Source organism: Tardiphaga sp. OK246, assembly GCF_900188215.1.
GTDB classification, from domain to species: Bacteria; Pseudomonadota; Alphaproteobacteria; order Rhizobiales; family Xanthobacteraceae; genus Tardiphaga; species Tardiphaga robiniae.
Window position 1 is genome coordinate 362228 of sequence record NZ_FZOX01000002.1, and the last position, 25853, is coordinate 388080.

Here is a 25853-nt window from a genome sequence, read left to right on the forward strand (position 1 = left end):
AATCTGAATCAGGCCAGCCCGAGCGAGAAGGCCAGCGTGCCGATCGCGGCATGCGACAGGATCACCGGCCAGATGTTGCGCATCCGCAGATAGGCGAAACCCCAGACGATGCCGACCAAGAAAGTGTTGAGCAACAGGACGCTGTCGCCATAGGCGACATGGATCAGCGAGAACACTGCTGCGGAATAGATCACATAGGTCCAGGGCCTGACCTGCAGCCGATCGGTCATCAGTTTCGGTATAGACCGGCACACGACTTCCTGGCATGGGCTGGAGACCAGGACATAGAACGGCGCGAAACTGAGCCAGACTGGCGGTTTGTGGTCGAAGGTCAGAAAGCGGGTCTGCGCCACCATGATTGCCGCGATGCCTGCCGTGATCGCGGCACAGAACAGCCAGTGCCTGATGTCAGAGGGACGGCTGAGGCCGAGTTCCGCGACCGAGAAGCCGGCCAGCAGGCACAGCGCGATACACAGCACGGACACCAGCAGCAACGCGGGAATGCGATATTCGAACGGCAGAAAGCCCCAGTGAATGGCGAGACCAGGCGCCAGCAGCAGCGCGGCAAATCCCGGCAGTGGAGCGATCAATCGCCATTGGAATCGTTGCTGTCGTAAAACCGTCATGATGTTCTTTAGCGGACATCATGCGGTGTTTTAATGGCAGAGCGGTCGTGCAAGCCGCTATAGACGAAAGCGTGATCGGCAACATGGTGACACGCGTCGGCCGAAGCGGCGCGTTTTGAACGTCGGTCAACGGCAATGCCGGCGGCGGATCACCACGGCCGTCTATTCCGGTTTGATACCAGCGTCTTTCACGACCCGGGCCCATTTCTGGATCTCGGTCTTGATCTGATCGGCGAATTGCGCGGGCGTGCCGCCAACGGGTTCTACGCCCTGGTCGATGAAGCGACGCCTGACGTCGTCCTGTTTCAGGATCGCATTCATCTCGGCATTGAGCTTGCGCACGATCTCCTCGGGCATGCCCGCGGGACCGACGACGCCGAACCAGACATTGACCTCATAGCCGGCCACGCCGGCATCCGAGACGGTGGGAATGTCGGGTGCGAGTGTGGATCGCGTCTTACTGCTCACTCCAAGGGCACGAAGCTTCCCGCCGTTCACTTGCGGCAGCACGTTGGGCGTGTTGTCGAAGGCGACATCGATATGGCCGCCGAGCATGTCGTTCACCATCGGTGCGCTGCCCTTGTAGGGAACGTGCACGATGTCGATCCGCGCGAGACTCTTGAACAATTCCATCGACAGATGGTTCGACGAACCGATACCGGTCGAGCCGTAGCTGACCTTGCCGGGATTCTTGTTGGCGTAGTCGATCAGCTCCTTGACCGTATTGATCGGTAGTGACGGCTTCACCACCAGCAGGTTCGGTGTCTGCCCCGCAAAGACCAGCGGCGTGAAATCCTTCACCGTGTCATAGGGCAGGTTCTTGTAGATGCTCGGATTGGAGCCGAACGGAAAGGCGACCCCGAGCAGCGTATAACCATCGGGGGCGGACTTGGCGACGGCTTCGGTGCCGATCAGCGTGCCGCCGCCGGGCCGGTTCTCGACCACCACCGGAACGCCCCAGGCGTCCTGCAGTTTCTGCGCGAAGATCCGCCCGAGCGTGTCGTTGAAGCCGCCGGGCGGATAGGGGACGATGTATTTGATCGTCTTGCTTGGAAAGGTCTCGTTTGCGGGCGCGGTCGCCTGCGCATGAACGCAGGCGGTGCCGGCCAGCAGGAGAATGAGTGTGCGGCAGGCGAAGTGAACGAGACGCGAGGCGCGCAGTACAACTTCAACCTGTCGCGAATCAGACATAGCAGGGACCCTCGATCAATGGATGAGCGTTGATGAAGGCTTCGTCGATCTCGACGCCAAGGCCTGCGATCTCCGACGGCGCAACGCAACCATTGGCGTCAAGCTTGTAGGGAATGCCGCCGACTTCATCGCGGAACGGGTTGTGCTTGGCGACGTCACCTTCGAAGTAACCGGGGTCCTCGACGGCGGCGAGCACGTTGATGGTCGCGGCCATATTGATCCCGGTCGCCGAGGTGTGCGGATTGAACGACAGCTTCCACGCCTGAGTCATGCCGGCGATGCGCATGGACTCGGTGACTCCGCCGGTCTTCGACAGATCCGGCTGCACGAAGCTCACGGCGCGATCCTCGATCAGGCGATTGAACTCATAGCGCGTGAAGTGGTTCTCGCCGGCAGCAAGCGGCGTCGACCCCATCGCGGCGGCGGCCTGATAGGAGCGATAGTCGAGCGCCGGGAACGGCTCCTCGAGCCAGCCGATCTGCAGATCGTCATAGGCCGGCATCACGCGGCGGACATCGTCGAGCGTATAGCCGGTGTTGGCATCGACCAGGATTTCGATGGCATCGCCAACGGCCTTGCGGACGGCAGTGGCGCGGGCGACGTCGTCACGCGGATTGTCGCCGACACGCAGCTTCACCGCGCGGTATCCTTTCGCGATGTAACCCTGCGCTTCCTCGGCGAGCGACTCCGGCGCCTGCCAGCCCAGCGAGATGCCGCCGGCATAGGCCTTGATCGGCTTCGACGCACCGCCGAGCAGTCTGTAGAGCGGCCAGCCGGCTGCCTTGGCGCGGATGTCCCACAGCGCCAGGTCGAGACCGCTCAGCGCCATGGCTGCAGCATAACCCATGCCATGGCTCGACAGCTGCATCTGATAGACGCGGTGCCACACGCCGACGACATTCATCGCGTCCATCCCGATGACGAGTTCAGCGATTGTTGTGTCGATAAGCTTGGCGATCGCACCCGGGCAGCGACCGTGATGCGCTTCGCCCCAGCCTGTAACGCCGCCGTCGGTCGTGACCTTGACCAGCACGGCGTCACGCTTGACGGCGCGGCCGATACCGAGGCGGACATTCTGTCCCTGCGGAACGCGATAGGAAATCGGAACGGCTTTGATTGCAGTAATCTTCATGGGAGCCTCACGCTGCCTTGTGACCGGGATTGACGAGATTGAGCGGTTGTTCGCCGCGCAGGATGCGCAGCATTTCTTCGGCAGCGCCGATGGCCATGCTGCGGCTGCTGCTGGCGGTAATCGCCGCCGAGTGCGGCGTCAGCAAAAGGTTGGGACAATCGAATAAAGCGTTATCCGCGGGCAGAGGCTGGATGTCGAACACATCGAGTGCCGCGCCACCAAGTTTGCCGGCCTTGAGCGCGGTGATCAGCGGGGCGCTCTCGACGACGGCGCCGCGCGAAACGTTGACCAGAACTGCATCGGGTTTCATCTGGTCGATGCGCGCGGCATTGACGAGGCCGCGCGTCTCGTTGGTGAGCGCGCAGCAGATCACGAGGGCATCGCTGCGAGCGAACAGCTGATCCAGCGATACTTCCTCGACATCGGCGGGCAGCGATCCCTTGCGCCGAGATGTCCCGATCACCTTCATGCCAAAGCCTTGCCTAGCGATCTGCGCGACACGGCGACCGATGGTGCCGACGCCGAGAATGCCGAGCGTCGAGCCGTTCAGCTCGATAAAGCTCTCGGCGGTCGCGCGCGATGCACCCCATCCCTTGTCGCGCATCAGCGCGTTCATGAGATGAATCGGGCGGCGCTGATGCAGCAGTGCCGACATCGCATATTCCGCGACGGCACTCGTATTGCTGCCCGGTAGATTAGCGACCGCAACGCCGCGTGCCGTAGCCGCATCGACGGGGATGAAATCGAGGCCGACGCCGTGACGGACCATGCCCTTCAGGCGCGGCGCGTGATCGACGATGTCGTCGGGCAGTTTTGCGCGTACGATGATGCCGTTGGCGTCTTTCGCCCATGCGCGCAGCGTGTCCGGCTTGGTATCGGGCGCCGTGATCAGCCGCGCATGCGGCGACAGGATCGCTTCGCCATCGGCATGCATCGGGTTAGTCAGGAGAACGGTGGGCATGTCAGGCATCGAAAGCCGGTCCTTCGGTAATGGGGTTGGCGAGCTGGCCAAGTCGCTCGACACTGGCGGTCACGGTCGAGCCGGGTTTCAGCCAGGCCGGTGGCTTGTGCATGGCCGCGACACCAGCCGGTGTTCCGGTCGCAATGACGTCGCCAGGCTCAAGCGGCCCGCGATGCGACAGCCAGGACACGAGGTCGGCAACGCCGAAGATCATGTCCTTGGTCGATCCCTTCTGCAGTACCTTGCCGTCGATGGTCAGCGACACCTGCAGCGCCTGCGGATCGGCGATCTCGTCAGATGAGGCGAGGAACGGTCCGAACGGGCCGAAACTCGAAATGTTCTTGCCACGGTCGAAATGGCCGTCGGCCTTGATCATTTCGCTGGCGCTGATGTCGTTGAAGCAACCATAGGCCGCGACGCATTCGAGTGCTTGTTCCTTCGAGACATTCACGGCGCGCTTGCCGATCACGGCGGCGAGTTCGGCCTCATAGGTGACGCCGCCGATCCCTGCGGGCAGGATGATCGACCGGCCGGCGGCACTGACTGTGCGCGCAGCTTTCATGAACAGGACTGGTTCGGATGGCGGGACGATGCCACGTTCGGCAACCGCGTCGCGATAGTTATGAGCGATCCCGAAGATGCGCCGCGGCGCGGGGAGCGGCGCCAGCAACGTCACTCGGTCCGCAGTCAACCGCGCGGCATCGGCCAGCCCGTGAGCCGTGATGATACTGACGACCTTGCCAAGACCTGCGTCGAGAAACGCCTGAATTTGTGGTGCTATGCCGTTGAGGCCCACCCGCATCGCCGGGTGAGCCAGATCGATGACAATATCAGTCGGACGCGTGGCGTCGCCCACAAGGACGCCGGCGCGCGTCAGGCCGGACTCGACGAAGGTGACAAACTTCATGCGTGCGTCCTCGTCATCACGCTACGCGATACTTGTCGATCACCGCGCGGTCGACCTCGACGCCGAGGCCTGCGCCGGTCGGGACAGCGATGACGCCGTTGACCTGCTGGATCGGTGTTTTCGCGAGATGGTCGCGGAACGGGTTTTCTTCCTGTTCAAATTCGAGCATCGGCGGCATCGGGAACAAGCTGGGCGGCTGGTTCGGGATCGAGGCGAGGAAGTGGATCGTGGCGGCGAGGCCGACCACCGAGCCCCAGGCATGCGGCACGCATTCGACGCCATGGGTGCTGGCGAGCGCTGCGATCTTCTTGCATTCGGTGATGCCGCCGGCGGCGCAGACGTCCGGCTGCACGATGTCCATCGCCTTGCGCACGATGGCGTCGCGAAATCCCCAGCGGGTGAATTCGTTCTCGCCGCCGGCGACCGCCATGTCGAGTGCGCGGGTGACTTCGATATAGCCGTCGATATCCTCCGGCGAAATCGGCTCCTCGAACCATTCGATATCGAGCTCTTCGAGCTTGCGGCCGAGCTTGATCGCTGCGGGCACCGTGAGGCAGTGATTGGCGTCGACCATCAGCTTGATGTCGGAGCCGATGGCTTCGCGCACGGCCTTGACGCGCTCATAGTCGCGCTTGATGGAGCCGAGGCCGATCTTCATCTTGATCGCCTTGAAGCCGGCCTTCTTGTAACCGACGGCTTCCTCGACTGCTTCATCGACAAGACGTTCCATGTCGGTGAAGTATAGGCCCGTCGCATAGCAATCGACTTCGGTGCGGAAGGCGCCGCCGATCAGCTTGTGCACCGGCTTGTTGCAGGCCTTGCCGATGATGTCCCAGAGCGCGATGTCGATGCCGCTGATGGCGGCGATCGACATGCCCTTCGGGCCATAGTCCTTGATGCGGTTGTAGAGATCTTCCCAGATCACCTCGACATCGAAGGGATCGCGGCCGATGACGCGCGGCGCCAGCTGGGTGTCGATGAAGGCCTTGGCGACAGCGGAGGGGCCGTAGCATTCGCCCCAGCCGACGATGCCGTCGCTCGTTTCGATTTCAACGAGGCAGGTGCCACGCGTCTTGTAGAGCCAGCCGCGTGACGACGTGAACGGACGCTGCACGGGAGCGGCGACGACATGGCAGGTGATCTTCTTGATATTCAATGTGGTGTCCTCGTCGAGATCGATCAGGTGGATGCGGCCGGCGGGTGCCGGCAGCGGTTATTCTTTCGGGAAGGTCTGCGCCGCGACCTTGCCAATCGCGGCGGCAACGCTGTCGACTTCCCTGGTGAGCGCGTCGCCGGTCACATCGTCGACCAGGAAGACGTTCTTCTTGGCGAATTCCTTGAATCGCGGATCTTGGATGGCGGTGCGGAAGGCGGTGGTCAGCTTGGTGCGGACATCGTCCGGCAGGTTCGCAGGGCCGACCACATAGGCCATCTGCACGACGGGCCCATACGGGAAGACGTCGATGCCCTTTTCCTTGAAGGTCGGGACATCTGGAAACATCTCAAGCCGCTCATTGGCGAAGATGCCAATGGGCTTAAGCAGGTTGTCCTGAATCTGGCCGAGCGTTTCGGACGGTTTGAGCACGCCGGAGTCGACATGCTGTCCGATCAGATCGGCAACGACTTTCGAGCCGCCGGTATAAGGAACATTGACATAGTCGACGCCGGCTGCGCGTGCGGTCATGGAGGCGAAGATGTGGTTGAGATTATAGTTGCCGGGCGTGCCGATAGTGACCTTGCCGGGCTTCGCCTTCATGTTGGCGATGTAGTCGGGGAGGGTCTTGATCGTGCCGGTGGAAGGCACAAGCAGCATCAGAGGATCGGTGGAGACGCGCGCGACGTGGGTGAAATTGCTGTTGGTGAGTCCGTTCGCCTTGTTCTGGGCTATCAGCGCCAGCGTCGAACTGGTCCCCATGCCGATGGTGTAGCCATCCGGCGTGGAGCTCGCGACGCGTTTCATGCCGATGACGCCGGTGGCGCCGACGACATTCTCGATCACGATCTTGATGCCATGCTCGCGCAGGATCGGGTCCAGCGCACGTGCGGCGACGTCGTTGGAGCCGCCTGCATTCCACGGCACGATGAAGGTGATGTCCTTCTGCGGAAAGTTGGATTGCGCGTGAGCAGGCAGGGACCAGCATCCCAATACCAATCCGAGCGCGGCAAAGCTGACGCGTTGAACAAACATTGTTTTCCTCCCATTTTTGGTGTTTGTTATAACAAACATCTTAATGGGTCAATGGAACATTTCACCGCGGGTTGCAGGGCACGAATTTGCGGGACTCGGCAGGGTGAGGTAGCGAGCACGGAATGACCGCACTGAAACGGATCGAACGCGAACCGCTCTGGGACTTGGCGCATGCGCAGCTCCGGGACGCGCTACTGGCTGGCCGTTTCGCGCCGGGCACGGTGCTGACCTTGCGCGCGCTCGCAGAGAGCTTCGGCACGTCGATCACGCCGGTACGTGATGCAGTCACCCGGCTCGTCGCACAGGGCGTGTTGCAGCAGGGACCGCGCAATGCGGCGATCGTCCCGCATCTGACGGCGCGCGAACTCGCGGACCTGACGGTGGTACGCTGTGCACTGGAGGGGCAGGCGGCAAGGGAAGCCGCGACCCGACGCAACACGGCGGGACTCGAACGTCTGAAGTCACTACTGGCGACGATGCAGTCGCTGATTGCGGCAAAAAATCTCGAAAGCTATCTCGATTATCATCGCGAGTTTCACTTCGAGATCTATGCGATGTCGGGCGTCCCGATCCTCGTGGAGACCATCGAGAATATGTGGCTGCGCTGCGGCCCGGTGCTGTCCTTCGTGATCCCCGAATATGTCGTGCTGCTGAAGGGCTGGGATCACCACACGGCAGCGCTCAAGGCTATCGTCGCAGGCGATGCCGATGCCGCCGAGCGCGAGATCGTCGCCGATATCACCGAGGCCGCCGACTATCTCGCAAGCCTTGCCGATGCCAACGGACAGTTGCGCCGGCCGCTGCGCGAGGCGCTGGCGACGTTGTAGCTGCTGCGCTCACACATCCGTCCATGACGTGAACAGCGCCGCCTGACCGCGTCGCTCGCCGTTCTCACTTCTCAGTTCCCAGACGATGCCACCTTCGATCCAGAAGCGGCGACCGGACTTCGCGATCCGCAACCCACGATAATTGTCGATGAAGCCGTTGCGCGCGACGGCATCCAGCAGGCGCTGGCGCTCGTCGCGGTTCGGCGCTTCCGCCGACAGCCGCGACGGGATGGTGACGAATTCGTCCCACTTATATTCGAAGCAAGATTGCGCGGTGCGATTGGCATAGGTGAACACCGGATCGGCGTCGGTGTTATGTGCGAGCACCGCGAATGGTGCGTCGCTGTAGAGCCACGCTGCATCTTGCCCAGGCGCCAACAGGGGCTTCCCGACAGTGCGGAGATAGCTCCCGGTGAGGAGTTTGAAGAAGGGTGCATCGAGTGCGAAAGCAGGGAGCGTCGGAGCGGTCACGGGACTCTCTCGGGGATAGGCTATGAGGACATAGCCCGCATGGCTCTATACGACATCGGCAGCGAAAGCGGTGCTGACTGCCCCGGAATGCATGGAGCAGCCGCTATCGGTCGGCAGGAAGGATCAGGTCGTGATCAACCTGTTTTCGAACGCCACGGTGCATTGATTCACCGAGACGGCCGCGTCCCGTTCGTCGATTGCGCGTCCCGTGTAATCCGATAGCTGCCCGGCTTATTTAGTCGTCGCATCGGCTGGGCTCTTGTTTTAGCCTCTCCCGAAAATGTCGTTCCAGGCGAAAGCCCAATGGACCGGCGCAAAGGGAGAAAACGTGAGCAACAACAAGAAGGGGCGATGGTTTGCCATCGCCGCGGTCCTTGCCGCATCGCTGTTCGCCGTAGCGCCAGGGCAGGCGCAGCAATATCCCGAGCGCAACATCACCATGGTCGTGCCATTTCCGCCCGGCGGAACGACCGACATCGTCGCGCGCATCCTCACCGAACAGCTCAGCACCGAACTCGGCAAGCAGGTGGTGATCGAGAACCGCGGCGGCGCGAGCACATCGATCGGTGCGCAAGTCGTGGCCGGTGCCGACAAGGATGGTTACACCCTGCTATTCGCCAGCGCGACGACCTTCACGACCAACCCGCATCTGCTGGCCTCCATCAAATACAAGCTCGAGGACTTTGCGCCGGTCGCGATGGTGGTGAAAGTGCCGTTTGCCTTCGTCGTGAAGAAGGACTTTCCGGCCGCCGACGTCGCGGCGTTTCGTGCCTATGCGCTGGCCAATCCGAGCAAGGTCAACAATGCCACCAACGGACCGGGCAGCACCGTGCACCTCATGGGTGAGATCGTGGCCCGCGGACTCGGCGTGAAGCTGCAGCATGTACACTATCGCGGTGCTGCGCCGGCGATGAACGACATGCTTGCGGGCATCGTCGACAGCAATGTGGAGGCGCTGACCAATACCGTGCCAAACCACAAGGCGGGCATGTACCGCGCGCTGGCGGTCTTGTCCGAGGAGCGCCTTCCGCAATTGCCTGATGTGCCGACCTTCAAGGAGCTCGGATTCCCCTCGATCGTCGGCGCGACATGGTTCGCAGTCTTCGCGCCCGCGGGTACGCCGCAGCCAGCACTGGACAGGTTGAGCGCTGCCATCACCCGCATCGTCAAGACGCCGGAATTTGCAAAGAAGATGGAGCCGATCGGCAATCAGCCGTGGCCGATGACGCCGGCGGAACTCGAGACCCATGTGAAGAGCGAGCGCGACCGCCTGGGCAAACTCATTCGCGAAGCCAACATCACGGTCGACTGACCGCGTGAACCAGATCAAGGGAGAACATCAATGAATGCAGCCGTCAGCTCACCCGCCGTGAAAGTCGTCCGTTCGGTGCAGGATCAGGTCAGCCCCGAGGAATGGCAGTCGCGCGTCAATCTCGCGGCCTGCTACCGCCTCACGGCGATGTACGGCATGACCGAGATGATCGCCAACCACATCTCCTGCCGCGTGCCGGAAACGGAAGACCAGTTCCTGATCAATCCCTATGGGATGCTCTATGAGGAGATCGATGCGTCGAGCCTCGTCAAGATCGACGTCGACGGCAACACGCTGTTCAACGCGTCCGACTACGCTGTGAATGCTGCGGGCTTTGTGATCCACAGTGCCATCCACATGGCGCGTCACGATGTCGATTGCGTCGCGCATACTCATACAGTGGCCGGCATGGCTGTATCGGCGATGGAATGCGGGTTGTTGCCGGTGGCGCAGACCTGCATGCGCTTCCTTCATGTCGCCTATCATGACTTCGAGGGCATCGCGGACAATCCAGAAGAGCGGGAACGACTGATCGCGCATCTCGGCAATCACGAGGCGATGGTGTTGCGTAATCACGGCCTGCTGGTGGTGGGCAAGACCATCGCCGCGGCTTTCAACGTGCTGTTCCGGATGGAGCGGGCCTGTCAGGTTCAGGTTGCAGCGTTGTCATGCAACACCAAGCTGATCACGCCGCCGCAGAAGGTCCTGCAGGATACTTATGACCGCATGAAGCCGCGCGACAATGTTCCGGGCCTCAGCGGCGAACTGGCCTGGCCGGCGCTGCTCCGCAAGCTCGACCGGGTCGATCCGTCCTATCGAAACTGAGCTTGCGCTAGAGTCTGATCCATCTTCGATGGATCAGACTCTAGCTATTTTCTCTATGAGAGCATGATCTTGTCCGAAAACCGGTGTCCACTTTTCGGGATCATGCTCTAGCAGGCTCCGCGGCTGCCGAGCCCGCAGGCGTGGCATCCACCTGATGAACAGAAGGATGCGCGGCATCAAGAATGCGGCGCATCATAGGTTCGGCAGTCAGATGCGCGACTGCAGGTCCGCCTACGGCTTGAAGAAGGACACCGGCGTCATCAACTGGTTTTCCTGGCTGATGAGGTAGGCGGCCTCGGCGCTGATCTTCAGGTAGTCGGCCCAGGCCGGGTCCTTCTGCAGCGCCTGGCGCTTGGCCTCGCGATCGGCTGGGCTGTCATAGACCCAGATGTGCATATAGCTGTTGACGTTGCCGGTCTCGGTTTGCATGTAGGCCAGCGGCTTGCCCAGATGGCGGCTCTGGATCTCGTAACCGTGCTCGGCATACAGCGCCAAGTGTTTCTTGATCGTGCCGGGGCGGCAGGTGTAGGTGCGAACGTCAAGCAGCATGGGGTTTCCTCGAGCGGTGGCGGATCAATAGGGTCATTCGGCGGTGGCGCCGGACTGCGCGACAAGCACGGCCCAGCGCGCCACCTCGTCGTTCACGTATTTCTGGAATGTCGCCCGATCGTCGCCGACGGGGTCGGCGCCGAGCCCTTTGAGCCGCTCCTGGACAGCGGGGTCAGCCACGCTCTGAACAATGGTCTGCGCAAGCTTCTCGACGATAGCGGGGGGCGTGCCGGCCGGTGCGAACAGGCCGAACCACGAGCGCGCGTTCATGCCGGGGAACGGCGTTTCTGAGAAAGCGGGCACGTCGGGCAAGGCGGCGTGACGCGTGCTGCCCGTCACCGCCAGCGCCTTGAGCTTGCCACTCTGCACCAGAGAGAGAACTTCGGGCAGGTTGGCGAACATGATCTGCACTTGGCCGCCGATCATATCGTTGAGCGCCTGCGCGCCGCCCTTGTAAGCGACGTGCGTGATCTTCGCACCAGCCAGTGTGCTGAACTGCTCGCCGGACAGATGGGACGCGGTGCCCACGCCGCCCGACGCATAGTTGACGCTCGCGGCATTGGCCTTGGCGTAAGCGGCGAGTTCGCTCACCGAATTGACCGGCACCGACGGGTGCACCACCAGCAGCAGGGGCACCGACGCCAGGTTTGACAAGGCCGCGAAATCGCGGGTGAGGCTGTAGCTGAGCTTCTGGTAGAGCGATGCATTGATCGCGTGGCTCGATGTGGCCATCAGCAGCGTATAGCCGTCAGGCTCCGAGCGCGCCGCCGCGGCACCGCCGATATTGCCGTTGGCGCCGGCCTTGTTTTCCACCACGATCGACTGGCCGAGCCGTACCGACATGGCTTGCGCCACGGTGCGCGCGATCACGTCGGTGGCACCACCGGCGGCGAACGGCACGATCACGCGCAGGGGACGTTCTGGATAATCGGCCATCGCGCTGACTGAGGTGAGGGCCAATGCTGCGGCCACGACGAGGCTCCGCAACGGGATGATTGCTTTGTGCATTTTGTTTCCTCTGCCTCTTGTTTTTATGTCCTGCCGACGGCGCGCTCCGCAGATGCGGGGCGGTCGTGGCGGTGGGCGTCATGCCATGCCGACCTGCGCATACAAACGCGCAGGTGGCGATGGCAGCGCCCGGTCAGGCGTCCATGCGGGACACTCTATGCAGCCGCGCGGCGACGGCGCTAGGACGGATCAGACGTTGTGTTGGACTTTTTCGCGTGTCAGTCCAGTGGACGGCAATGCTTCCTCCGGAAGTCGCCCGGCGTGAGGCCGGTCTGCTTCTTGAAGAAGCGCGCGAAGTAGGCCGGATCCTCGATATTGAGGCGGAACGCGATCTCGGCGATGCCCGTTTCGGTGTTGCTGAGCCAGCGCTTGGCTTCGAGGACCACGCGCTCCTGCACCACCTGGCTGGCCGTGCGCGCCACAGTGCGCTTGACCGCATCGTTGAGCTGGCGCTCGCTCACGCCAAGCGCCTCGGCGTACTGGCCGATGGTACCGAAGCGCAGGTAGTGCGTTTCCACCAGCATCGCGAAACGGCGCGCGAGCGCCTGGTGTGGACCAACGCCACCGGCGGGCTCGTTGTCGGGGCACACACGGCGCAGGCGCGTGAGCAGGATCAGCAGGCTGGCCCGCACCACATCGGGAAATCCCGGCTGGCGATCGCGTGCCTCACGCTCCATCTCGCAGAGCAGTGGCAGCATGCCGTCATGCTGGGCCTGCGTGAGATAGAGCGCGCTGTTGCCGCGCGCAGGGTGGAAGAATGGAAGTTTCGCGACATCTTCGGCGCGCGGAAACATCCGCGCGAAGAAGTCGGTGCTGAAGTTCAGCACGTAGCCGTGAGGCTTGACCGATGACGTCCAGGCATGGACCTGGCCCGGCGAAAGAAAGAACACTGAGTGGTCGCGCACGTCGAAATGCGCGAAGTCGAGTGTGTGCGTGCCGCTCGCCCGGGTCATCCAGAGCAGATGGTAGTAGTTGTGCCGGTGCAGGAAACCGCGCGGGATGTCGTCGCGGTCCTCCAGTCGTACGAGGTCGAAGTAGAACGAGCCTTCGCCCGCGAAATCCGAGGTTTCAAAGGTCGGAAACTCGCCGGAGCGGGCGGAGAGGAGAGCTTCGGGCAAGTGAAGGTGTCCTTGCGGTTTCGGGGCACGGTTATCAGCGTCATCCTATCGCAAAAAGCCGGAGAGTACCGGGTGTTGGCGAATGCGACGCCGGACGGTCTCTCCGAGGAGTTCGGCAGCTCTATAAGAATTCTGGGTGCCGCTCCATCACACCCGGGAAATTGCGTCGGGGGATGCTCCTGCAGGCATTTTATGGCGTTCGCTCGGAAGGGGACCTGATGGAACGGACGCAGACGGCGGGTCGTCGCAACTGAGCTTGCGCTGGATCAATTGCAAAACGGATTTCGGGCGATGGCGGTTGCCGAGCTGGCCGCCGTCGCCTACATCAGGGCGCATGACGCAGACCTCCGAAATCGGCTTCACCAGCTTCCAGCCCTCCCTGAATGAAGAAAATATCGCGCTTCTGGTGCAGACCTTTTACGGCCGTGCCCGCGAGGATGATTTGCTGGGGCCGATCTTCAACAGCGCCGTGACCGACTGGGATCATCACATCGCGCAGATCAGCGATTTCTGGTCGTCGATGATGCTGAAGACCGGGCGCTATAATGGCCGGCCGATGCGTCCACATCTCGTGCTGCCGCTGAAGGGCGAACATTTCGATCGCTGGCTTTTGCTGTTCGAACAGACCGCGCGCGAGATATTTCCGGCTGAGGTCACCGAGGCCTTCATGATCCGCGCGCGCCGTATCGCTGACAGTTTCGAGATGGGCGTTGCCTCTGTGCGCGGCGAAATCGCTGCGCCGCGACATAGCGTTTAAGCGGTAGGAACGTGATGCATAGCCGGTCTTGCGAGAGCCCGTGGTTGCGCTAGGCTGCAGCTCCAACAAACCGGGAGTCGGTCCATGAAACGTCTGTCTGTCCTCGTTCTCTTGAGCCTGTTCAGTGCTGCGCCCGCAATGGCGCAATCCTGCAATGCCGTCAGCGGCGACGGCAAGCCGCTCGCGGGCGCTGCCAAGAAGAGCTTCATGAAGAAGTGCTGCTAGGACAACGCCAAGAGCGCCGAGGGCAAGCCACTGGCCGGCGCCGCCAAGACCTCATCGGTCAACAAGTGCATGAAGGGCTGAGGCTGCAGCCTCACGCATCCAGACGTGCAAAAGCCCCGCTTATGCGGGGCTTTTCGATTCCGGGCCGAAGCGACATCAAAGCGAGGTCTTCGCCTCAGCTCTTCGCTTCGAGCTTGTCCTGAGTCTTCGTGTCGAAGTCGCTGGCGTCATGGCGTTCGCGCAACTGGCCGGCCGGGTCGCCCGAGGTGCGATTGACCATGCGACCGCGCTTCACGGCAGGTCGTGCTGCGATCGCCTTGGTCCAGCGCTGCAGGTTCTTGTAGCTCTGCACATCGAGGAACGTGCCGGCATCGCCATAGATCGCGCTCTCCGCGAGGCCGCCATACCAGGGGAAAATAGCCATGTCGGCGATGCTGTAGTCCTTGCCGGCGATGAACTCGTTGTTGGCGAGTTGGCGATCGAGCACGTCAAGCTGACGCTTGGTTTCCATCGCGTAGCGGTCGATGGCGTATTCGATCTTGGTCGGCGCATAGGCATAGAAATGGCCGAAGCCGCCGCCGAGGAAGGGCGCGCTGCCCATCTGCCAGAACAGCCAGGACAGGGTTTCGGCGCGCGCCTCGCCGCCCTTTGGAAGGAAGGCGCCGAATTTCTCGGCGAGATGCATCAGGATCGCGCCGGATTCGAACACGCGAAACGGCTTGTCGCCGCTGCGGTCGATGAGAGCTGGAATCTTGGAATTAGGGTTCACATCGACGAAACCCGAACCGAACTGGTTGCCGTCGATCCGGATCAGCCATGCATCGTATTCCGCGCCTGTATGGCCGGCAGCGAGCAGTTCCTCGAACATGATCGTGACCTTCTGGCCGTTCGGCGTCGCCAGCGAATAGAGCTGGAACGGATGTTTGCCGACCGGGAGCTCCTTGTCATGGGTGGGGCCGGCGATGGGCCGGTTGGTCGAGGCAAATTTGCCGCCGTTTTCCTTGTCCCAGGTCCAGACTTTGGGAGGCGTGTAGGGGGCGTCGGTCATGTCAGGCTGGCTCCGGAAAAGGGGCAGGGTTGATGGTTGCCGGGGACAGGTAGGGATGAATGCAATTGCATGCAAGATGGCGAGGCGTCCTATGCCGGAAGCCGCCTTGTGCCGGGCGAAGACATGCGATGTAACGACTCCGCACCGCCGTCGCTGCCGATGGCGGGATTCTCCTGCTTGCGAAGATTCCCCTCCCGATGAGCGACACCCCAGCGCAGACCGTCGGCGCACCGCCCGCCAAACGATCTTTCGCGGCGCTGCATCACCCGGGATTCCGCGCCCAGTTCATCACCTATGTGCTGGCCATGATGGCCGACAATATCGAGCATGTGATCAGCTACTGGGTGGTGTTTCAGAAATTCCAGTCGCCCGCGCTCGGTGGGTTTGCCATCGTCTCGCACTGGCTGCCGTTCCTGCTGTTCTCGGTCACATCTGGCGCGCTGGCGGAGCGTTTCGACCCGCGGCGCGTGATCCAGTGCGGCATGGCGCTGTTCATTCTGGCATCGCTGGGCTGGGGCTATTTCTTCATCACTGACACATTGCAGATGTGGCAGGCCATGGTGCTGCTGGTGATCCATGGCTGTGCGGGCGTGCTTTGGCAGACGCCGAACCAGATGCTGCTCTACGATGTCGTCGGTTCCGCCGACCTGCCGAGTGCGGTGCGTTTGAACGCGATGGCGCGCTATCTCGGCGTCATGGTCGGGCCTGCGGTCGGCGGCGTGATCCTGCTCGCGCTGGGCCCGGCCTATGGCATCATGCTCAACACCATTTTCTATCTGCCGCTGGTGCTGTGGCTGATCAAGGCGCCCTATGGTCCGCGCTTTCGCACCGGCGCGCCCGCGCCTCAGCGCGCCGTGCGGGGCTTTGCGGACATCGTCCAGACCATGCGCGACGTGCGCCACCGGCCGGTGATCGTCTCCATGATCGCACTGGCCGGCGCGGCATCGTTCTTCGTCGGCAACGCTTATAGTTCACAGATGCCGGGCTTCGCCAGTGATCTCGGCCATGGCGATCCCGGCATGTCCTACAGCATGCTGCTGGCGGCTGACGCAGCCGGTGGCCTGCTTGCCGGCCTGGCGCTGGAGGGCAGGCAATTGCTGGCGCCGAAGCCGCGTACGGCGATCATTCTGGCGCTGCTCTGGTGCGGTGCGTTGGCGATCTTCGCGCTGACCGGTCACTACGCCATTGCGCTGGTGTTCCTGTTTGCGGCGGGATTCCTCGAATTGTCGTTCAACGCGATGGCGCAGAGCCTCGTGCAGCTCGATGCACCCCTGGACAAGCGCGGCCGCGTCATCGGTCTGTTCAATATGGCGAGCCTGGGCTTGCGCGCCTTCAGCGGCATCTCGGTCGGCGTCGTCGGCAGCATGATCGGGATCCATTGGTCGCTGGCGCTGTCGGCGCTGGCGACCATGATTGTTGCTGGAGGCCTGCTGGCGCTGCCCTAGCGAGGAAAAACCTCGGTGTCCTACCAGTCGACCAGCCGGTCGTTGCCGCCGAACGCAGCCGGCATGGCAGCGTAATGCGGCAGGCCGTCGCGGACCGGAGCAATCGCCTCGCTGCAATTGATATGCAGGCTCGGCTTGAACGCGTCCCCGAGCAGATAGCCGTTGATGCTGCGCATGCCGATCCCGTCGAGTTCGATAATCAGCCGCGTGGCACATTTTGCGCAACTGAGGCGCGGGGTCGTCTTCAGCGCGAACGACGTCGTGTCGCCTTGTACGACTTCAACGCCGTCAGCCGGATAGACGGCCTCGGCCACATAAGCCGCGCCGTGGACGGTCTGGCAGTCGGCACAGTGGCACCAGAAATGGGCGATGGGGTCGGCTGAAATCCTGAGCTTCACGGCGTTGCAGGGGCAGGCGAGTTCCATGGGCGCACCTCATCTGATGCGCAAAACTACCAGCCGACCGCAATCGCCGACAACTGCCGCGGCTTGCGACAAATCGCTCGCCGCGGCTGGCAGTCGCTATTTGCCGCTTTGCAGCGCAGCCGTTTGCTTGGCGAGCTGCTTGTCGAAATCCTGTTCGAGCGTTGCAGCGTAAGCGGCAAGCTCGCCCGGTTTCACGAACGGATTCGGCGCGCCGTCCTTCATCGCCGCGCGTTTGGCCTGCATGCCATAGACTTCCGGATGCGGTCCGAGCAGTACGTCGATCTTCATGGCCTTGGCCTTGGCATAGGTCGACCGATAATCGTCGACGATGCCGGCATGGGTTGGATTGCCGACCAGCCGGTTCAGCGCCACGGTGCCGCTGCAGAAGAACAGGACCTCTCGGTTCTCGCTGCCGTCCTTCACGGTCATTTCCCAGCTCGTGCAGCCCGGCGAATGGCCGGGCGTCGCATGCGCCGTCAGCGTGGTGCCGCCGAGCGTGACCTTATCGCCTTCGGTGACGGTGCGATCCACCTTGACCGGCGGGAAGCCTATATCGGCGTTCTTTTCATCGCCCGGATAGGTGCCGCTTTCGAGCAACGGCTTGTCCCGTAGGCCTGCGATCAGTTGCGCGCCGGTGTCCTTCTTGATCTCCGCAAAACCGCCAGTGTGATCGAAATGGGCATGGCTGTTGAGGATGATCTTGATATCGGCTTCCTTGAAGCCGAGCTTCGTGATGTGCTCCTTGATCATCCCGGTCGATTGCGGGACGCCGGTGTCCATCAGGATCAGGCCGTCGGATGTCTTGATGAGATAGACCGCGATGCCGTCGGTGCCGACGTAATAGATGTTGTCGATCAATTGAAAAGGCTCGAATGGCGCGGTCCATTTGACCATCACCTGCGCCAGAAAATCCTTCACCGTTTGCGCTTGTGCGCCACTTGCGAATAGTGCCAGCGCGCAGATGGCTCCTGCGAGTGTCTTCATGATGGCCTCCCGGTTTGATTTTTATTGGTTCTTTTGAACGCCGGGATTGAAGCGCGATTTGGGCAGGTCTCTCAAGCGCCATTCCTGCATGCCGGTATCGCGCATAACAGGCACGGCCGGGCGGCGAATGTTGCGAGCGCGTTGAACCATCCCGGCCGTTTTGGGTTAGACTTCACCCATGAAACAACTGATCTGCCCCAACTGCCAGACGCGCGTCTTCTTCGAGCAGAGCGATTGCGTGCAATGCGGCGAGGCGCTGATCTTCGACACCGCGCAGTCCAATGTCGTCAGCGCCGCGGCGGCCATGTCCTGTGCCAATCGCGATCTGATCGCGTGCAACTGGGCCACGGATGACAGCGATCCGTTCTGTCCGTCCTGCCGGCTTACGCGAACAATTCCCAATCTGGTATCCGATCGCAATGTCGCGCTCTGGAAGCGGGTTGAGCAAGCCAAGCGGCGTCTGACCTACGACCTGATGCGACTCAGGCTACCCCTTGCTGTGTCGAGCGGCGCGCATATCGCGTTCGACATTCTCTCGGACGAGACCGCCGGACATCCGATCATGACCGGGCATTTGTCGGGGCTGATCACGATGAACCTCTCGGAAGCTGACGATGCCGAGCGCGAGGCGCGGCGCGCGGCGTTTCGCGAACCGTATCGAACGCTGCTCGGGCATTTCCGCCACGAGGTCGGGCATTTCTACTGGGAAGCGCTGGTCGATCAGTCGCAGCTCATCGGTCCGTTCCGTCTGATCTTCGGCGATGAAACGCGCGACTACGGTGAAGCACTCGCGGCCTATCACAATCGCGCCGATCGCTCGTGGAATAGCGATGCCTTCATCAGCGAATATGCGACATCGCATCCGTGGGAAGACTGGGCCGAGACCTTCGCGCATTTCCTGCATATCGTCTCGACGCTGGACACCGCGTCGTCGCTGCCGCTGTCACTGGACGAACGCTCGCGCCATACGCTGGACGATCCCTATCTCGAGCGTGACTTCGAAGCGTTGCTGTCGCTGTGGGATGCTGTGTCCTACAGCATGAACGAACTCAATCGTTCGATGGGCATGAGCGACGCTTATCCGTTTCACCTGACGCAAGCGGTGAGGGGAAAGCTACATTTCGTGCATCTGGCGATTTTGAAAACGCGCAGCGAAAGCTGAAAGGCCTTACGCTGTCATTCCGGTTCGGGCCGAAACGCGAAGCGGTTCGGCCCGAACCTCAGCCACTCCAATTGGAGTGGCGGGGAATCTCCAAGTGTTCATCACTCTTCAGCGCCGCGGAAGGAGGAACTCTCGTCTTGAGATTCCGGGTCCGCGACCGCCAAGTGGCGCTCGCGTCCCGGAATGACGATGTTGGCTCTTACTGCTCCATCTTGATGCCGGCGTCCGTGATCACCTTCTTCCAGCGCGCGATTTCGTCGGTGACGAAGGCGCGGAATTCATCCGGGGTGGTGCCCATGGGGACGATGCCCTGATCGTCGAGCTTCTTCTTCAGCTCGGGATCGGTGAGGGCTTTCTTCGCTTCGAGCGCGACGCGATCGACGATCTCCTTCGGTGTGCCTGCGGGCGCGATGATGCCGGACCAGGTGCCGGAGACGAAATCCGGCACGCCGGCTTCCGCCATGGTCGGCACGTCGCCGGCCGCCGGGACGCGCTCCTTGGCGGCCACGGCGAGCGCCTTGGCATTGCCGGACTTCACCTGCGACATTAGCGGACCGATGACGTCGAACATCACATTGATCTGGCCGCCGACCGTATCCTGCAGTGCGCCGGACGTGCCCTTGTAGGGAATGTGCTGCAGGTTGATGCCTTCGCGGCTCTTCAGCATTTCCATGGTCAGATGCGCCGCCGAGCCGATGCCTGACGAGGCGAAGTTCAGCGAGCCGGGCTTCGCCTTGGCGAGCGCGATGAATTCCTTCATGTCCTTGGCGGGCAGAGATGGCGTCGCGATCAGGATCAGCGGCGCGACCGAGGTCAGCGACACATAGGTGAAGTCCTTCATCGCATCATAGGGCAGCTTCGGATTGAGCGTCGGATTCACCGAATGCGCCGCGATCACGGTGCCGAAGGTGTAGCCGTCGGGGGCTGCCTTGGCGACGGCGTCGGTGCCGATGGCGGCATTGGCGCCCGGCTTGTTCTCGATGACGATGGGCTGGCCCAGCGCGATCGCCATCTTTTCCGAGACGAGGCGCGCCATCAGGTCGGTATAGCCGCCCGGCGTATAGGGCACGACCATGCGGATCGGCCGGTTCGGCCAGCTCTGCGCAAAGGCAGTCTCGGCGCTGCCGGCGCAGGCGGCCATAACGGCGATCACGCTCGCGGCGCGGACGAAGCTCTTCATCATTTCATTTCCTCGACTGCCGGCGCGCTCCAGAGCGGCGGGAGCGCCGTAGCGCTCGCTCTGGATCGCAGACCGTTCTTCTTGTTGTCTGCCCGTTCTGCGCCGTGACGGATGTCGCGGAATGCAGAGTCCCGCATGCAGGCTACCGCATCGCATGGTAACGGGGAAAGTAGACGAAAGGCCGCTAACGTCTGCTGCCGCAGCGTGGAATTTGTCGATGTGAGACGCGGATGCATGTGACCAGGATGCTTGTGACCAAGGAGCATGTGACCTCCCGTGATGACGTTGTTGATCGCTGTGATGCAGGTGAGGGACGGGCGTGAGCCATCGATGCCCGCGCCTGTGCGCGTGAGTGGCAGTCCCGATGGCCTCCCTCAAGAATGAGGGAGATGAAGCGCCGAAAGGCGCGACTTGGTAACAGTGCCGCAGCGTAGTGTCCGGATCGCCGGACAGCAGAGGCCGCGGAAACGCCTTTCGACGCTCCATCGTGGCGATTTCTGTCCCCGGGACCGTTCTTCCGGGCAAAGGCGCAGACTTCCGCAGTCCGCTTATCCCGACGGTTTCCCGCCGTTCACCAATGCCACGTCCAGCCAGCATGAGTGGCAGACCCCCGTAGTGGGGCCGGACGGTGACCCAAGGCCTCCCGAGTGCGTGAGGAAACGTCTTCCTCCCGCCCGCAGGCGCCACATCCCGCCCCGCGCCAGTCGGCGTCCCGGTAACGCTCCCTCAAGTGGAGCGGGATGGATGGGAATATATACTGGAATGGATTGGCGTCAAGGATTATTTTCAGAATTGTCGCCGCGGGGCGAGGATGCCGGCGATGAAGAGATGGCATGTCAGACTCAGGAACGCCCTGAAACACCGGCGCGCGCGGGCTGTTCGGAATATTCAGCCCAGGCCTGACGGAGTATCTGCACCGAGGAGGAGAGAAAGATGAAGGCCATCACGGCGGCCACCGCCAGATCCGGCCACGCACTCGACGAGCCCCAGACTCCCAGGGCTGCGAACATGACAATGACATTGCCAATGGCGTCGTTGCGGGAACACAGCCAGACAGAGCGCACATTGGCATCGCCGTCCTTGTAACGCATCAGCAGCAGCACCGAGGCGAGGTTGGCTGCCAGCGCCAGGAAGCCGATCGCGCCCATGACCTCGGCACTTGGAACGCCGAGGATAAGCGTGTGATAGACGGTCGAACCGAACACCCACAGAGCCATGACGCTGAGCGAAAGGCCCTTGAACAAAGCCGCCGTTGCCCGCGTCCTGATGCCGGTGCCGATGACCGCGAGGCTCAGCCCGTAAGTGACTGTATCGCCGAGGAAGTCGAGCGCATCCGCTTTCAGCGCCTGCGACCCCGCGATCTGTCCCGCGATCATCTCGACAAGAAACATGATGCCGTTGATGGCAATGACCGTCCACAGCACGCGCTTGTAGCGGGGATCGACGCCGTCGAAGACCGGAACGCCACCGGAGCAACCGCATGCCTCGGTCCCGCAGGCCGCCGGGGAGACAGGTTCCGCGTTCGCCTTCGAAAAATCGATGGGCGGCGGCTCGCAGCAGGTATCGGTGGTGCAACAGGTCTTGTCGGACATCGGCTTCCTCTCAATATGAGACAAGCGTACAATCTCTAGCGACTAGAGGTTCAAGAGAAAAATGGATTACGCAATCGGAGAAGCGTCGCGCCTGACGGGCATCAAGGTGCCGACGATCCGTTACTACGAGGGGATTGGCCTTCTGGCCGCGCCCACGAGGACGGAGGGAAAGCAGCGCCGTTATCGCCCGGAGGATGTCGCCCGCCTGAATTTCATCCGGCACGCACGCGAGCTCGGCTTTGAGATCGCCGACATCGCCGAATTGCTGACCCTGAGCGAGGGACCCGATCAGTCTTGCGCAGAGGTCGACCGGATCACGCGCCGGCACTTGTCGGACGTCGAGCGCCGGATCGCGCAACTCACCGCGTTACGCGGAGAATTGAAGCGCATGGTGGAAGAGTGCAGTCATGGCAGGGTCAGTGACTGCCGGGTGATCGAGACGCTGTCCGAATAAAGCGAAGCGCGGCGATTGCTCGCCGCGCCGAGGTACCCGTCCTCATGAAGATGTGATGACCGATATTGGGCGACTCGTCGCGACGTGATCGGTTGCGAGCTTTGTTGTTCGCGGCATCAGACCGGATAGTCACAGTTGATCGCTAAAATGGCGCGCGACGTCGACCCGTCGGCGCGCTCCCACCTTGGTGCGTGCGCATCCTCAAGCCAATGAGCCCGCGATGCCGATCCAATTCCGCAAGACCTCAATCAGATCTCGCAAGCGAACACTGGGACTGGCCGCCTTCGGCCTGATCGTGGACGCGATCGTCAGCCATCCCCGCGTCGACGTGCCGGCGATGGTGAATGTCGCGATGATGTCGCGCTTTGCCATAGCGCCTGTCATGGCGTCGCTCGGCGGTCTCTCATGGACGACCAGCACAGGTTCGAGCGACACCGTTGCGCCGACGCCGGTGATGAGCGTGGATCATGTGACACGGATGTGCGCGCGGGCGCATGGCAGCGCCAGCTGATCGACAGCCGGGATCTCTTGAACAACAAGGCCCGGATGAAGCAGGCGCTTCCTCCGGGCCATGTGGGATCAGACGAGGTGTCGGCTCAGGCGACGCGCTTGATGGCGTCGCTCAGGATCGAGACGATCTCGTCGATCTGGTTCTTCTCGACGATGAGGGGCGGCGACATCGCGAAGGCGTCGCCGCTCTGGCGCAGATAGAGGCCGCGGTTGAAGCAGTCGACCATGACGTCATAGCCGCGCGCAGCCGGTGCATCCTTGCGGGGCGCCAGTTCGACGGCGCCCATCAGGCCGCAATTGCGGATGTCGATGACATTGGGCAGGTCGCGGAGCGCGTGCAGGCTATCGCGCCAGTAGTCGGACAGCGAGGCACCGCGCGTCAGCAGTCCCTCGCTCTTGTAGATGTCCAGCGTCGCGATGCCCGCGGCGCAGGCGACGGGATGCGCCGAATAGGTGTAGCCGTGGAACAGCTCGATCTGGCTTTCCGGACCGGTCATCAGCCCATCATAGATCTTGCGGCTGGCGAACACGGCGCCGCAGGGCACGGTGCCGTTGGTGATGCCTTTCGCGGTGGTCATCAGGTCCGGCGTCACGCCGAAATAATTTGCGGCGAACGGCGTGCCGAGACGGCCGAAACCGGTGATGACTTCGTCGAAGATCAACAGGATGCCGTGCTTGGTGCAGAGCTCGCGCAGGCGCTGCAGATAGTTCTTCGGCGGCGGCAGCACGCCGGTCGAACCGGGCACCGGCTCGACGATGACGGCGGCAATGGTGTCGGCGCCATGCAGCGCGACCAGCCGTTCGACGTCATCAGCCAGTTCGGCGCCGTGTTCGGGCAGATCCTTCGAGAACGCGTTGCGTGCGAGATCGTGGGTGTGGCGGATGTGGTCGGTGCCGGGTAGTTGGGCTGACGAGAAGGCGCGGCGGTTATTGACCATGCCGCCGACCGAGGTGCCGCCGAAGCCGACGCCGTGATAGCCGCGCTCCCTGCCGATCAGGCGCGTGCGCGAGGCCTGGCCGTTGGCGCGATGATAGGCCAGCGCGATCTTCAGCGCGGTATCGCCCGACTCCGAACCGGAATTGGTGAAGAAGATGCGGTCGAGGCCGGCGGGTGCGATCTCGGCCAGACGATTGGCGAATTCGAAGGCGAGCGGATGGCCCATCTGGAATGCGGGGGCGAAGTCGAGGGTGGTGAGCTGCTTCTCAACGGCGCTGGCGATCTCGCGGCGGCCGTGGCCGGCATTGGTGCACCAGAGGCCAGCCGATCCGTCGATCACCTTGCGGCCGTCTTCGGTGGTGTAATACATGCCCTGCGCGGATGCGAACATGCGCGGTGCCGCCTTGAACTGGCGGTTGGCCGTGAACGGCATCCAGAACGACTCGAGTTGTAGCGTGTTCGGAATCTGATGAACGGTCACGGCGCGGCTCCCTTGGCTGATTCAGCATCTGGATCATGTTCGCCCGAATGCAACAAGTCCTTTTCTCGATCTGATTAACCTGTTGATTTTATTGAATGGGCCGGGTCATATTTGTTCGATCAGAAACACTCGCAACAGGGATTTGGCGTGACCATCGATCTAGGCGAACGGCTGCGCTTCGTGCGTGGGCGTCACAAGCTGTCGCAGCGTGAACTGGCCAAGCGCGCGGGCGTGACCAATTCGACGATCTCGCTGATCGAGTCCAACCAGATGAACCCGTCGGTCGGCGCGCTCAAGCGTATTCTCGATGGCATTCCGATGGGGCTCGCCGACTTCTTCGCCATCGAACCGGACCGGCCGCGCAAGGCATTCTACCGCTCGGATGAGCTGACCGAAATCGGCAAGACGCCAATCTCTTATCGCCAGGTCGGGGACAATCTGTTCGGCCGCAGTCTGCAGATCCTGAAGGAGCGCTACGAGCCGGGCAGTGACACCGGACGGGTGCCGCTGGTGCATGACGGCGAGGAGGGCGGCATCGTGGTGTCAGGCCGGCTGGAAGTGACCGTCGACGAGGAGCGCCGCATCCTCGATCCCGGCGATGCCTATTATTTCGAAAGCCGCCGCCCGCATCGCTTTCGCTGCGTCGGCGCGAAACCCTGCGAAGTGATCAGTGCGTGCACGCCGCCGACGTTTTGAGGACCTAAGCTCACGCCCGGGCTAACGGGAAGTATCGATTCCTCGCATCAGCAGGTCGATACTGGCATCGGTGAAGACCGCGACGTCGATCTGCCTTCGCGTTCCAAACAACAGTGACCACACGGTCAACAGCAGCGCGGGGCTCATCACGATTTCGGTGAATGTGCTTGTCTGCGACGGGCGGAATTCGCCGGCCGCGACTCCCGCTTCGATCACCATCCGGAACTGGTCGATGACCGGCCGCATGAACTCGTCATAATGCCGGTCGACGAGGTCGGGGAAACGGGAGCCGTCGGCGATCAGGAAGCGGAGTGTTTCGCGGAAAGGTCTGTCCTCGGCAATCTTGCGATAGACGAAGACCATGAGCGCGCGCAGGCGCGCGTTGTATGATCCTTCCAGCGTCCCGGCATAGCTTTCCAGTTCGGGAAAGAACGCCTGGGACTTGTATCGGATCATCTCGTCGAACACGCGCTCCTTGGTTTCGAAATAGAAATAGATCGTGCCCTTGGTGACGGACGCGCGGGCGGCGACATCCTCCAACCGGGTGGCGGCATAGCCGTTTTTGGCGAATTCCTCGAAGGCCGCGTCGAGGATCTCGATCGGTCGTTCCGCTTTTCGTCGGGCGCGCTTCTTCAGCTCAGCATTCATGGGGGCAGGATAATCGATCCCTTGCACAGGTGCTATTGACTTTTGAGTCAGTCAATAATAGTGAGTGATTGCTCACTTAACACGCGCGGTCAAATGCATAGTGCTTTCAAAATGATGTCTCCGTTGCCAGCCGATGCGGCTGGCACCGCAGATCGGCGACGCAAGCTGATCGAAACCGTGGCCACAGCGAAAGC

27 protein-coding genes and 1 pseudogene are annotated in these 25853 nt (G+C 62.2%); 10 read left to right on the forward strand and 18 right to left on the reverse strand.

Annotated features, from left to right (window positions below; translation table 11 throughout):
- Positions 1–8: 8 nt before the first annotated feature.
- The 7 genes from CHC01_RS09105 to CHC01_RS09135 all read right to left on the reverse strand — a co-directional run bounded on the left by CHC01_RS09105 (position 9) and on the right by CHC01_RS09135 (position 7005).
- Entirely contained in the window at positions 9–626 is a 618-nt protein-coding gene (locus tag CHC01_RS09105; protein ID WP_089263999.1) for a CPBP family intramembrane glutamic endopeptidase, read from the reverse strand.
- Positions 627–788: 162 nt separating this feature from the next.
- On the reverse strand, positions 789–1817 hold the full coding sequence (locus CHC01_RS09110; protein ID WP_089264000.1) for a Bug family tripartite tricarboxylate transporter substrate binding protein: 1029 nt from the start codon (positions 1815–1817) through the stop codon (positions 789–791).
- The gene (locus CHC01_RS09115) at positions 1810–2949 is read right to left on the reverse strand and encodes a mandelate racemase/muconate lactonizing enzyme family protein (RefSeq protein ID WP_089264001.1); all 1140 of its coding nucleotides are present in this window, start codon (positions 2947–2949) and stop codon (positions 1810–1812) included. The genes CHC01_RS09110 and CHC01_RS09115 overlap by 8 nt, the downstream gene beginning before the upstream one ends.
- 7 nt (positions 2950–2956) lie before the next feature.
- Positions 2957–3910, reverse strand: a complete 954-nt coding sequence (locus CHC01_RS09120; RefSeq protein ID WP_244558280.1) for a hydroxyacid dehydrogenase — start codon at positions 3908–3910, stop codon at positions 2957–2959.
- 1 nt (position 3911) lies between these two features.
- A complete protein-coding gene (locus tag CHC01_RS09125; protein ID WP_089264003.1) occupies positions 3912–4817 on the reverse strand; it encodes a fumarylacetoacetate hydrolase family protein in 906 nt (301 codons plus the stop codon).
- Between the two features lie 16 nt (positions 4818–4833).
- Positions 4834–5973, reverse strand: a complete 1140-nt coding sequence (locus CHC01_RS09130; RefSeq protein ID WP_089264004.1) for a mandelate racemase/muconate lactonizing enzyme family protein — start codon at positions 5971–5973, stop codon at positions 4834–4836.
- Positions 5974–6030: 57 nt separating this feature from the next.
- Positions 6031–7005, reverse strand: a complete 975-nt coding sequence (locus CHC01_RS09135) for a Bug family tripartite tricarboxylate transporter substrate binding protein (protein WP_089264005.1) — start codon at positions 7003–7005, stop codon at positions 6031–6033.
- A gap of 122 nt (positions 7006–7127) precedes the next feature.
- Between CHC01_RS09135 and CHC01_RS09140 the strand changes: the two genes are divergently transcribed.
- The gene (locus CHC01_RS09140; protein WP_244558281.1) at positions 7128–7832 is read left to right on the forward strand and encodes a GntR family transcriptional regulator; all 705 of its coding nucleotides are present in this window, start codon (positions 7128–7130) and stop codon (positions 7830–7832) included.
- Between the two features lie 9 nt (positions 7833–7841).
- On the opposite strand, the gene CHC01_RS09145 is transcribed toward CHC01_RS09140, so the two are convergent.
- Complete coding sequence (locus CHC01_RS09145) at positions 7842–8303, reverse strand: MEKHLA domain-containing protein (RefSeq protein ID WP_089264006.1); 462 nt, start codon at positions 8301–8303, stop codon at positions 7842–7844.
- A 328-nt stretch (positions 8304–8631) separates the two neighbouring features.
- On the opposite strand from CHC01_RS09145, the gene CHC01_RS09150 reads away from it, so the two are divergent.
- Both CHC01_RS09150 and CHC01_RS09155 read left to right on the forward strand, forming a co-directional pair.
- Positions 8632–9615, forward strand: coding sequence for a Bug family tripartite tricarboxylate transporter substrate binding protein (locus CHC01_RS09150; protein WP_210291553.1), 984 nt, complete (start codon positions 8632–8634; stop codon positions 9613–9615).
- Positions 9616–9645: 30 nt separating this feature from the next.
- Positions 9646–10440, forward strand: a complete 795-nt coding sequence (locus CHC01_RS09155; RefSeq protein ID WP_089264008.1) for a class II aldolase/adducin family protein — start codon at positions 9646–9648, stop codon at positions 10438–10440.
- A 231-nt stretch (positions 10441–10671) separates the two neighbouring features.
- On the opposite strand, the gene CHC01_RS09160 is transcribed toward CHC01_RS09155, so the two are convergent.
- The 3 genes from CHC01_RS09160 to CHC01_RS09170 all read right to left on the reverse strand — a co-directional run bounded on the left by CHC01_RS09160 (position 10672) and on the right by CHC01_RS09170 (position 13115).
- Positions 10672–10989, reverse strand: coding sequence for an NIPSNAP family protein (locus CHC01_RS09160; RefSeq protein WP_089264009.1), 318 nt, complete (start codon positions 10987–10989; stop codon positions 10672–10674).
- Between the two features lie 33 nt (positions 10990–11022).
- Positions 11023–11997 carry a Bug family tripartite tricarboxylate transporter substrate binding protein gene (locus CHC01_RS09165; RefSeq protein WP_089264010.1) on the reverse strand — a complete coding sequence of 325 codons (975 nt, stop codon included), beginning with the start codon at positions 11995–11997 and terminating at the stop codon, positions 11023–11025.
- A 218-nt stretch (positions 11998–12215) separates the two neighbouring features.
- Complete coding sequence (locus CHC01_RS09170) at positions 12216–13115, reverse strand: helix-turn-helix domain-containing protein (RefSeq protein WP_089264011.1); 900 nt, start codon at positions 13113–13115, stop codon at positions 12216–12218.
- A 334-nt stretch (positions 13116–13449) separates the two neighbouring features.
- Between CHC01_RS09170 and CHC01_RS09175 the strand changes: the two genes are divergently transcribed.
- Together CHC01_RS09175 and CHC01_RS09180 are read left to right on the forward strand one after the other, a co-directional pair.
- Positions 13450–13872: a group III truncated hemoglobin gene (locus tag CHC01_RS09175; RefSeq protein WP_089264012.1), complete on the forward strand. Its 423-nt coding sequence runs from the start codon at positions 13450–13452 to the stop codon at positions 13870–13872.
- 84 nt (positions 13873–13956) lie between these two features.
- Positions 13957–14178 (forward strand): annotated as a pseudogene (locus tag CHC01_RS09180) (hypothetical protein).
- Positions 14179–14272: 94 nt separating this feature from the next.
- Here CHC01_RS09180 and yghU read toward each other — a convergent pair.
- Positions 14273–15145, reverse strand: a complete 873-nt coding sequence (yghU, locus tag CHC01_RS09185; protein ID WP_089264013.1) for a glutathione-dependent disulfide-bond oxidoreductase — start codon at positions 15143–15145, stop codon at positions 14273–14275.
- Positions 15146–15342: 197 nt separating this feature from the next.
- On the opposite strand from yghU, the gene CHC01_RS09190 reads away from it, so the two are divergent.
- Positions 15343–16590 (forward strand): MFS transporter, encoded by a 1248-nt coding sequence (locus CHC01_RS09190; protein WP_089264014.1) that lies wholly within the window; start codon positions 15343–15345, stop codon positions 16588–16590.
- 20 nt (positions 16591–16610) lie between these two features.
- On the opposite strand, the gene CHC01_RS09195 is transcribed toward CHC01_RS09190, so the two are convergent.
- Both CHC01_RS09195 and blaBJP read right to left on the reverse strand, forming a co-directional pair.
- Complete coding sequence (locus CHC01_RS09195; RefSeq protein ID WP_089264015.1) at positions 16611–17015, reverse strand: GFA family protein; 405 nt, start codon at positions 17013–17015, stop codon at positions 16611–16613.
- Between the two features lie 96 nt (positions 17016–17111).
- Complete coding sequence (blaBJP, locus tag CHC01_RS09200; RefSeq protein WP_089264016.1) at positions 17112–17999, reverse strand: BJP family subclass B3 metallo-beta-lactamase; 888 nt, start codon at positions 17997–17999, stop codon at positions 17112–17114.
- Between the two features lie 178 nt (positions 18000–18177).
- Here blaBJP and CHC01_RS09205 point away from each other — a divergent pair, with 178 nt between their 5' ends.
- The gene (locus tag CHC01_RS09205) at positions 18178–19161 is read left to right on the forward strand and encodes a zinc-binding metallopeptidase family protein (RefSeq protein WP_089264017.1); all 984 of its coding nucleotides are present in this window, start codon (positions 18178–18180) and stop codon (positions 19159–19161) included.
- Positions 19162–19360: 199 nt separating this feature from the next.
- Here the strand turns inward: CHC01_RS09205 and CHC01_RS09210 are convergent, their stop codons facing one another.
- Both CHC01_RS09210 and CHC01_RS09215 read right to left on the reverse strand, forming a co-directional pair.
- Entirely contained in the window at positions 19361–20344 is a 984-nt protein-coding gene (locus CHC01_RS09210) for a Bug family tripartite tricarboxylate transporter substrate binding protein (protein ID WP_244558282.1), read from the reverse strand.
- Between the two features lie 839 nt (positions 20345–21183).
- Positions 21184–21933 carry a cation efflux transmembrane domain-containing protein gene (locus CHC01_RS09215; protein ID WP_089264018.1) on the reverse strand — a complete coding sequence of 250 codons (750 nt, stop codon included), beginning with the start codon at positions 21931–21933 and terminating at the stop codon, positions 21184–21186.
- Positions 21934–21994: 61 nt separating this feature from the next.
- On the opposite strand from CHC01_RS09215, the gene CHC01_RS09220 reads away from it, so the two are divergent.
- Complete coding sequence (locus CHC01_RS09220; protein ID WP_089264019.1) at positions 21995–22387, forward strand: MerR family transcriptional regulator; 393 nt, start codon at positions 21995–21997, stop codon at positions 22385–22387.
- A 220-nt stretch (positions 22388–22607) separates the two neighbouring features.
- Entirely contained in the window at positions 22608–22898 is a 291-nt protein-coding gene (locus tag CHC01_RS09225) for a hypothetical protein (protein WP_089264020.1), read from the forward strand.
- Between the two features lie 85 nt (positions 22899–22983).
- Here CHC01_RS09225 and aptA read toward each other — a convergent pair whose 3' ends face one another.
- Entirely contained in the window at positions 22984–24315 is a 1332-nt protein-coding gene (aptA, locus tag CHC01_RS09230; RefSeq protein ID WP_244558283.1) for an omega-aminotransferase AptA, read from the reverse strand.
- Between the two features lie 147 nt (positions 24316–24462).
- Between aptA and CHC01_RS09235 the strand changes: the two genes are divergently transcribed.
- Positions 24463–25011 (forward strand): cupin domain-containing protein, encoded by a 549-nt coding sequence (locus CHC01_RS09235; RefSeq protein ID WP_089264656.1) that lies wholly within the window; start codon positions 24463–24465, stop codon positions 25009–25011.
- A 21-nt stretch (positions 25012–25032) separates the two neighbouring features.
- Here CHC01_RS09235 and CHC01_RS09240 read toward each other — a convergent pair whose 3' ends face one another.
- Complete coding sequence (locus CHC01_RS09240) at positions 25033–25659, reverse strand: TetR/AcrR family transcriptional regulator (RefSeq protein ID WP_089264021.1); 627 nt, start codon at positions 25657–25659, stop codon at positions 25033–25035.
- Between the last annotated feature and the right edge of the window lie 194 nt (positions 25660–25853).

What these genes read in the sequence shown, in the direction of transcription:
- CHC01_RS09140 (WP_244558281.1), top strand. Translation starts at nt 7,128, where the DNA reads ATGACCGCACTGAAACGGATCGAACGCGAACCGCTCTGGGACTTGGCG.
- CHC01_RS09110 (WP_089264000.1), bottom strand. Translation starts at nt 1,817, where the DNA reads ATGTCTGATTCGCGACAGGTTGAAGTTGTACTGCGCGCCTCGCGTCTC.
- CHC01_RS09205 (WP_089264017.1), top strand. Translation starts at nt 18,178, where the DNA reads ATGAAACAACTGATCTGCCCCAACTGCCAGACGCGCGTCTTCTTCGAG.
- CHC01_RS09115 (WP_089264001.1), bottom strand. Translation starts at nt 2,949, where the DNA reads ATGAAGATTACTGCAATCAAAGCCGTTCCGATTTCCTATCGCGTTCCG.
- CHC01_RS09175 (WP_089264012.1), top strand. Translation starts at nt 13,450, where the DNA reads ATGACGCAGACCTCCGAAATCGGCTTCACCAGCTTCCAGCCCTCCCTG.
- blaBJP (WP_089264016.1), bottom strand. Translation starts at nt 17,999, where the DNA reads ATGAAGACACTCGCAGGAGCCATCTGCGCGCTGGCACTATTCGCAAGT.
- CHC01_RS09125 (WP_089264003.1), bottom strand. Translation starts at nt 4,817, where the DNA reads ATGAAGTTTGTCACCTTCGTCGAGTCCGGCCTGACGCGCGCCGGCGTC.
- CHC01_RS09120 (WP_244558280.1), bottom strand. Translation starts at nt 3,910, where the DNA reads ATGCCCACCGTTCTCCTGACTAACCCGATGCATGCCGATGGCGAAGCG.
- CHC01_RS09220 (WP_089264019.1), top strand. Translation starts at nt 21,995, where the DNA reads ATGGATTACGCAATCGGAGAAGCGTCGCGCCTGACGGGCATCAAGGTG.
- CHC01_RS09165 (WP_089264010.1), bottom strand. Translation starts at nt 11,997, where the DNA reads ATGCACAAAGCAATCATCCCGTTGCGGAGCCTCGTCGTGGCCGCAGCA.
- CHC01_RS09105 (WP_089263999.1), bottom strand. Translation starts at nt 626, where the DNA reads ATGACGGTTTTACGACAGCAACGATTCCAATGGCGATTGATCGCTCCA.
- CHC01_RS09210 (WP_244558282.1), bottom strand. Translation starts at nt 20,344, where the DNA reads ATGATGAAGAGCTTCGTCCGCGCCGCGAGCGTGATCGCCGTTATGGCC.
- CHC01_RS09190 (WP_089264014.1), top strand. Translation starts at nt 15,343, where the DNA reads ATGAGCGACACCCCAGCGCAGACCGTCGGCGCACCGCCCGCCAAACGA.
- CHC01_RS09155 (WP_089264008.1), top strand. Translation starts at nt 9,646, where the DNA reads ATGAATGCAGCCGTCAGCTCACCCGCCGTGAAAGTCGTCCGTTCGGTG.
- CHC01_RS09160 (WP_089264009.1), bottom strand. Translation starts at nt 10,989, where the DNA reads ATGCTGCTTGACGTTCGCACCTACACCTGCCGCCCCGGCACGATCAAG.
- CHC01_RS09195 (WP_089264015.1), bottom strand. Translation starts at nt 17,015, where the DNA reads ATGGAACTCGCCTGCCCCTGCAACGCCGTGAAGCTCAGGATTTCAGCC.
- yghU (WP_089264013.1), bottom strand. Translation starts at nt 15,145, where the DNA reads ATGACCGACGCCCCCTACACGCCTCCCAAAGTCTGGACCTGGGACAAG.
- CHC01_RS09135 (WP_089264005.1), bottom strand. Translation starts at nt 7,005, where the DNA reads ATGTTTGTTCAACGCGTCAGCTTTGCCGCGCTCGGATTGGTATTGGGA.
- CHC01_RS09215 (WP_089264018.1), bottom strand. Translation starts at nt 21,933, where the DNA reads ATGTCCGACAAGACCTGTTGCACCACCGATACCTGCTGCGAGCCGCCG.
- CHC01_RS09225 (WP_089264020.1), top strand. Translation starts at nt 22,608, where the DNA reads ATGCCGATCCAATTCCGCAAGACCTCAATCAGATCTCGCAAGCGAACA.
- CHC01_RS09240 (WP_089264021.1), bottom strand. Translation starts at nt 25,659, where the DNA reads ATGAATGCTGAGCTGAAGAAGCGCGCCCGACGAAAAGCGGAACGACCG.